General features: G+C 64.5%; 7 protein-coding genes. 6 read left to right on the top strand and 1 reads right to left on the bottom strand.

Annotated features, from left to right (window positions below; genetic code table 11):
* Positions 1-73: 73 nt before the first annotated feature.
* Positions 74-1,540 carry a helix-turn-helix transcriptional regulator gene (locus HRV97_RS16500; protein WP_174195223.1) on the bottom strand — a complete coding sequence of 489 codons (1,467 nt, stop codon included), beginning with the start codon at positions 1,538-1,540 and terminating at the stop codon, positions 74-76.
* A 170-nt stretch (positions 1,541-1,710) separates the two neighbouring features.
* Between HRV97_RS16500 and HRV97_RS16495 the strand changes: the two genes are divergently transcribed.
* From HRV97_RS16495 to HRV97_RS16470, 6 genes are all read left to right on the top strand, one after another.
* Entirely contained in the window at positions 1,711-2,112 is a 402-nt protein-coding gene (locus tag HRV97_RS16495) for a YsnF/AvaK domain-containing protein (RefSeq protein WP_174195222.1), read from the top strand.
* Positions 2,099-2,725, top strand: a complete 627-nt coding sequence (locus tag HRV97_RS16490; protein ID WP_246248823.1) for an OmpA family protein — start codon at positions 2,099-2,101, stop codon at positions 2,723-2,725. The genes HRV97_RS16495 and HRV97_RS16490 overlap by 14 nt, the downstream gene beginning before the upstream one ends.
* A gap of 36 nt (positions 2,726-2,761) precedes the next feature.
* Positions 2,762-3,616, top strand: a complete 855-nt coding sequence (locus HRV97_RS16485; RefSeq protein ID WP_174195221.1) for a DUF2382 domain-containing protein — start codon at positions 2,762-2,764, stop codon at positions 3,614-3,616.
* Positions 3,617-3,684: 68 nt separating this feature from the next.
* Positions 3,685-5,058: a mechanosensitive ion channel gene (locus tag HRV97_RS16480; RefSeq protein ID WP_174195220.1), complete on the top strand. Its 1,374-nt coding sequence runs from the start codon at positions 3,685-3,687 to the stop codon at positions 5,056-5,058.
* Entirely contained in the window at positions 5,055-5,423 is a 369-nt protein-coding gene (locus HRV97_RS16475) for a hypothetical protein (protein ID WP_147276303.1), read from the top strand. Before HRV97_RS16480 ends, HRV97_RS16475 begins: the two co-directional genes overlap by 4 nt.
* A gap of 135 nt (positions 5,424-5,558) precedes the next feature.
* A complete protein-coding gene (locus HRV97_RS16470; RefSeq protein WP_174195219.1) occupies positions 5,559-6,869 on the top strand; it encodes a cation:proton antiporter domain-containing protein in 1,311 nt (436 codons plus the stop codon).
* The last annotated feature ends 8 nt before the right edge of the window (positions 6,870-6,877 follow it).

The following is a 6,877-nucleotide window of genomic DNA, read 5'->3' as shown; positions in this document are numbered from 1 at the left end:
TGGCCAAGATCTGGACTTCAGAGCCAGACCGGTTCATCGTCGACCCGATCCACCAGATGCCGGGACTGAACACCTAGGACAGCCCGCGTTCCCGCGCCCAGGCGACTGCCGCCGCGCGCCGATTAACGCCGATCTTCGCATAGATGCCGGCAACATGGTTGCGCACCGTGTTCCCCGACAGTGACAGGCGTTTCGCAATCGCCTTGTCGTCCAGTCCTTCACAGATCAATCCGAGAACCTCGCGCTCGCGAGGGGTTAGGTCCGCAGTCTCGATGGCAGACTCGGCGCGCGGGTTTCGCAGGGTCGCGAGCTTGTCCATCACAGTCCGGCTGAACCAGCTCGCATCCTTCATCACCGCCTCGATCGCGTCGGCAAGCTCCAGCTCGCTCCTCCGGCGCGTGGTAATGTCCTGGTAGAGCCAGAGGGTGCAGCGTTCGCCCCTGATCTCCATGCGCTCGGCCGACATGAGGCAGTCAACCGGTTGCCCGTCCGCATCGATCAGCCGGACGTCGCGGTTGCGCACGCCCCCGCTTCGATCCAGTTCCTGCTGCACCTCCTCACGTTGCGCCGGATCGGCCCAAAGCTCGGGGTCGCCGGCGGCTCTGCCGATGGAGCCGGCCGAGCTGCGACCAGTGAGGCGAACGAAGGCGTCGTTCACGTCCATCGTGCGGTGACTGTCGGGCGAAGTCAGCACCATCGCCACGGGCGCCATTTGGAACAGAGTGTGAAAGTGCGTCTCGCTCGATCGCAATGCACGCTCTGCCTTCCGGCGCGGCTCCAGGTCGGCGAAGGTGAACAGCATGCACTTGTCGTCGCCGACTTCGATCGGCTGCCCGGCGATGATGACGAGCTTGGTGTTGCCATCAGGTAGCGGCAACTCGGCTTCCATCTGCGGGATCGTCCGGCCTTCCGCGAGGCACTGTTTGGCATAGTCCTTTCGCTCGGCGCCGTTCAGAATGTCGAGGTCGTAAAGGCTGTTCCCTTGGACCGCCTGACGGGGGTAGCCGGTCATTTCGAGAAAGCCGCGATTTGCCCGGCTAAATCGCTGATCCGAGAGCCGCATAATGAGCGCCGGCGCGGGGTTGGCCTGGAACATGGCCTCGAACCGCGCCTCCGCTTCATACTGTTCGGAAACGTCCTGAATCACAAGCGCGAGGCAGTCCGGCTCTTCGTCGTCCCCGGTCATCACGACGTCGCGCACCCGATGGGTCCAACGACGTTCATCGCTGCCGGCGGCACTCACCTCCACCACCAGGTCCGGGAAGCTCTCGCCCGCCAACATGCGGATGACAGGATATTCGCGGTTGGCGAGCCGGTGCCCGTTGCGGAACCGGAGCGCGAACCGCTGCGCATAGGTGTCGGCGTTGCCGCCAAGTCCTTCGAGCTTGTCGACGCCGTGCATCGCCAGCGCAGCATCATTGGCCCAGATGATCGTTCCGGCCAGGTCGATCAGGATGACGCCGGCCGTCATACCGCCGATCAACTGTTCGAGGTGGGTCAACGTGTCGCGTGCGAGAACACGGGAGAGCGGATTGGCCATGCCGGTAGAGCGCCGAGCCATAGGACGATGTTCCTCGCAGATAATGAACGGCTCTACGAGAACTACTGCACGGATAGTAGCAAACTACCAGCTCGATCAACCCGGAAAGAGTTTGCTCCGGGACACTTCAAGGGTTCGGCGGCGTTAGGTGCCGAAGCTGAAGGACAGGCATGCCCGACGACATTCGCTTACCGATCATTGAGGAGGAGGCGCACGTTACCAAACGTGCGGCCGACGTCGAGCATGTCACGGTCCGCACCGTGCCCGAGCAGGAGCAGGTCGTTGTTCGTGACGAGATTTGGCGCGAGCACGTCGAGATCAGGCGCGTAGCGGTCGAACGCGAGGTCGACCGAGCCCCCGCTGTCCGTGAGGAGAACGGCGTCACCATCATTCCCGTGGTCGAGGAGCGATTGGTTGTCGAGAAGCGGCTTTTCCTCGTCGAGGAGGTCCACGTCTTCCGGTCGGCGCAGGCGGAGGCGGTCGAGCTGCCGACCGCGCTCAGGCGCACACGCATCGAGGTCGACCGCACCGATCTCACCAAAACCCAGGAGGATGTTCATGGCAGGACCTAACGACAACAGGCCGGAGGGCGCACCGAGTCACATCTACATCGAGAAGAACAAGGGCTTCAACTGGCTCCCCTGGTTGCTGCTTGCGCTCGGGATTCTGGCGTTGCTGTTCGCTCTGAGCCGCTGCAACCGTGAGGACACCGCTGCCGTTGCTCCCGCTCCCACGGCCACCCCGACCGAGGTTGTCGCGGCCACTCCGAATGCCGGGTCCGCTGACGCGCTGGTCGGCACGTCCGGTCTCGGGACCTATCTGGCCGGCACGGAGCCGCTTCCCCGCACCTTCACCTTCGAGAAGCTCAACTTCGACACCGCCAAGAGCAATATCCGACCCGCCGATGCTGCCGAGGTGAACGAGGTGGCCGCGACCCTCAAGCAGTATCCGAACGCCCGAATCCGCATCGCCGGCTACGCCGACGCGCGCGGCACCGATGCAGCGAACATGGCGCTCGGCAAGGCTCGCGCCGATAGCGTCAAGTCGGCGCTTGTCGCGCAAGGCATCAACGCCGGCCGCATCGAGACTGTCTCCGGCGGCGAGACCAATCCGGTCGACACCAACGCTACCGCTGGCGGTCGCTTCGAGAACCGCCGCACCGAACTCGTCGTGACGGCGAGGTAAGCCGCCAAATCCCGTCTCAATCGCAGGAGTAAGATCATGTCCAGCACTATCACAGCCCTGTTCGACAGCCGCGCCGATGCCGAAGCCGCCAAGGACCGGCTCAAGAGCGCGCGGGTCGACGCTGACCACATCCACATTCACGACAAGTCGAGCGCCGGCTACAAGGAGACCGGCTATTCGACCCATGAGGACCGTGGCTTCTGGGACTCGATCAAGAACGCGTTCGTCCCCGATGAGGATCGCCACACCTATGAGGAAGGCGTGCGCCGTGGCGGTGCGCTGCTGACCGCCGACGTCGATGACGATTGCATCGATGAGGCGGTGCGGGTTCTCGAAGAGGCCAACTCAATCGACATCGATGACCGTTCGAGCCAGTGGCGTTCGTCGGGTTGGGATTATCCCGGCGCCGGCGCCGCTGCCGGCGCGACCGGGGCCGCGCTCGGCAGCTTCGACCGTCGCGAGACCGCCGGCCGCACGGCCGAGCAGGAAGAAGTGATCCCGATCGTCGAGGAGCAACTGGTCGTCGGCAAGCGCGACGTGAGCCGCGGCGGGGTGCGCGTGCGGTCCTATGTGACCGAAACGCCGGTTCACGAGCAAATCCGCCTCCGCAACGAGCGCGTCAACGTGCAGCGCCGCGCGGTCGATCAGCCGCTTTCCGCGGCCGATACCGACGCCTTCCGCGAGCGGACGATCGACATGACCGCGAGCGGCGAGGAAGCCGTGGTCGGCAAGACAGCCCGCGTCGTCGAGGAGGTCGTGGTCTCCAAGACGGCCGAAGAGCATGTCGCGGAGGTCGACGACACCGTGCGTCGCACCGACGTCGAGGTCGACCGCGACACCGACGTCGAGACCCGCGGCTCGACCTTCCGCGACACCGACAAGCGTATCTAGTCGGTGGAGCTCGGCGCGGGTGAAAGCCCGCGCCGGGCTCACATGCCTTGCCAACAGGGGAGACGGCGATGAACCCGAACTATGTGACAGCGGACGGCATGATCGCCGGCACCCGCAACCTCGGCGACACCGCCGTTCTCTACCTACAGGAGTGGGGGCCGCGCGTTCTTGCGGCGGCCGTCATTCTCCTGATCGGCTATCTTCTAGCGAGGGCCGCCAAGTGGGGCGTCGCCGCGCTGGTCAACAAGACGCCGCTGGCGCGGCACGCGCACCGGCAGTCCGGTATTCCCGAGACGGGCCGCAACCCTAAGAGTGTCGGCGCCCAGGTCGGTGATGCGGCCTTCTGGATCGTGATACTGATCGCGCTCGTGCTTGCCGCTCAGCCGCTCGGCCTGGCCGCTGCCACCAGCCCGGTCGGCCGAATGCTCAACCAGTTCGGCGCCGCCATCCCCAACATCATCGGCGCAGGGCTGATCTTCTTCGTCGGCTACATCGTCGCCAGCGTCGCCAAGAAGGCGGTGGAGGCGGTGCTGACAGCCGCCCGCACCGAGCAGCTCGCCGAACGCGCCGGCATGGCCAAGGCCGATCCTACAACGCTGCCGCGGATGGTCGGCGGGATCGTGTTCGCGCTCATCATCATCCCGGTCGCGATCGCCGCGCTCGATCAGCTCAACATCCGCGCAATCTCCGATCCGGCGACCGCGATGCTCCGCATCATCCTCGACAGCATCCCGCATGTCGTCGCGGCTGCGATCATCCTCGCGCTCGCCTATGTGATCGGCCGGTTCGCGTCGCAACTCCTTAGCCAGTTCCTGAGCGGCACCGGCTTCGATCGCACGATCAGCGCGCTCGGCGTGTTCCCCTCAAGCACCACGCCGGCCGCCGGCGTTCCAGCGACGTCGGCAGGAACCCCGTCGACCCCGACGCTGGTGCCCTCCAAGCTGCTCGGGCACGCCGTGTTCATCGCCATCATCATCTTCGGCCTGATGGAGGCTTTCCGGCAACTCAACTTCGCCTACGGCTCGCGCATGATGGCGGAGATCCTGACCCTGCTCGGCTCGGTCGTTTTCGGTGCCGTCATCATCGCCGTCGCCATCGCCATTGCGAAGCTGGTCTCGACAGTCGTGCGCGCCAGCGGCGGAGCCAACGCCGAGCTGACCGCGAAAATCGTCCACGTTGCGATCATCATTCTCGGCACCGCCATCGGCCTGCGCTTCATGGGATTGGCCGACGACATCATCAATCTCGCCTTCGGCCTGATCCTCGGTGCCATTGCCGTTGCGTTCGCGCTTGCCTTCGGCCTTGGTGGACGGGACGCCGCCGCCAAGCTGGTCCAGCGTCTTAGCGGCTCGTCCGCGATGCCGCCTCCGCCGATCGCGCCGCAGTCGAGCACCACTTTTCGTCCGGGCAGTTCGACGCCGAGCGAGGAACCGCAGTCATGAGACGAGGGCTACGCCTCCAGCTCGTCGGGCTGGCACTGATCGCGTTCGTGGGGGCCTGTGACGGCCCCCGCGAGGATGCCGGCGAGCAGGCCGACGCCAACGCAGGTGTCGTATCGAGCGAGGATACGATCGAGAAAGGGCCGGCGGAGCGGACGGGGGAAGCCCAGGATCGTGCCGCTGACAGTCTGAACGAGGCGATCGAAGCACGTGCGGACGCCGCCGAGGACCAGGCGGACGCCGTTCGCAGCGAAGCCGATCAGCGGGCGGATGCCTTGGAAGAAGAAGCCCGCAGGGTTCGCGCGACTGCCGAGAAGAAGGCGGATGCGACGGAAGATCGTGCTGACGCAATTCGGCAGCGACAGTAACAAAGGCCCGCAAGAGGTCTCGCGTAATGAACTGGGAGCCAGGCTGTGTTCGGTCCCTGTCTGCTCATTCCGCCAGGCTGATGCGACATCCATCTGAAGCGCTCGGAACGCGCTACTGCCTGGAGAGCGGCGCAGGTGCCCAGCTTTTCATCGCCTGAACCCTATATCCTCTGGCTGACAGGTGCCGGAGTCCTGATCGCCCTCGTAGCATGGCTGCCGCTTGCGTTGAAACGATTGCCGCTGTCGCTGCCGATCATCTGTATCGGGATCGGAGCCGTGGTCTTCTCGTTGCCGGCTGTGTCGCTGCGGCCTTTGCCGCTGTCTTACGCCGACATCACCGAGCGCTTCACCGAGTTCATCGTTATCATCGCGCTGATGGGCGCAGGCCTGAAGCTGGATCGCGTATTCAGCTGGCGCCGATGGAATGTGACCTGGCGGCTGCTTGCGGTCACGATGCCCCTCAGCATCGCGGCGATCACGGCGATCGGAGGCTGGGGCTTGGGCCTGTCATGGATCGCGGCGCTTCTGCTTGGGGCTTGCCTCGCTCCCACTGATCCCGTGCTCGCGTCAGACGTGCAGGTCGGTCCTCCCAAGACCGGAGAGGAAGATGAGGTGCGCTTCGGTTTAACGTCAGAAGCGGGCCTGAACGACGGTTTTGCCTTTCCGTTCGTCAACCTCGCTATCGCGCTGGGCATTTCGGCGAGCACCGGAGAGCCTTGGGCGCGCGAATGGGTGTTCCATAGTGTGTTGTGGGAAATCGGCGTGGGTGTCGTCGGCGGTTGGTTGATCGGCCGCCTGTTCGGCTGGCTGACCTTTCACGTGCCAGCGGAAACCAAGCTGGCTCAGACCGGGGATGGCCTGATCGCCATTGCCGCGACTTTCGTCTCCTACGGCGTGACCGAGCTGCTCAACTGCTACGGCTTTCTGGCTGTCTTCATCACCGCATTGACGCTTCGCCGCTCGCATCGCGATCATGAGTTCAACCGCGAGATGCACGACATCACCGAACAGGTGGAGCGCATCGGCATGATGGTGCTCCTGATCCTGTTCGGTGGTGCGCTGGTCAGTGGGCTCCTTCAACCGATTGGTTGGGTAGATGTACTGGCCGCTGCGATCATTATCCTCGTCGTGCGGCCCGTTACCGGCTTGATAGGGCTTGCCGGTTTGCGGGCAGACCTCTCCGAGAAGATGACCCTTGCCTTCTTTGGCATCCGCGGTGTCGGCTCCTTCTATTACCTGGCTTATGCGCTGAACCACGTTGAGCTTGCCGGAGGCGAGCGGCTGTGGGCCATCGTAGGATTGGTGGCGCTGTTTTCCATCCTTCTCCACGGGCTGACCGTCACGCCGGCTATGCGTCTCCTAGACAAGCTACAGGGACGCGATCCGGATGCCGACCTGCCGCCGCCAGGATTGAAAGGCCCTGCGGCGGATACAGAGCGAGCTTAGGTTGCTGG

The organism is Sphingomonas hominis (genome assembly GCF_013328205.1).
In the GTDB taxonomy this organism is placed as follows: Bacteria; Pseudomonadota; Alphaproteobacteria; order Sphingomonadales; family Sphingomonadaceae; genus Sphingomonas; species Sphingomonas hominis.
The sequence above is the reverse complement of the archived record's forward strand: the minus strand, read 5'-3'. Positions and strand labels throughout refer to the sequence as shown.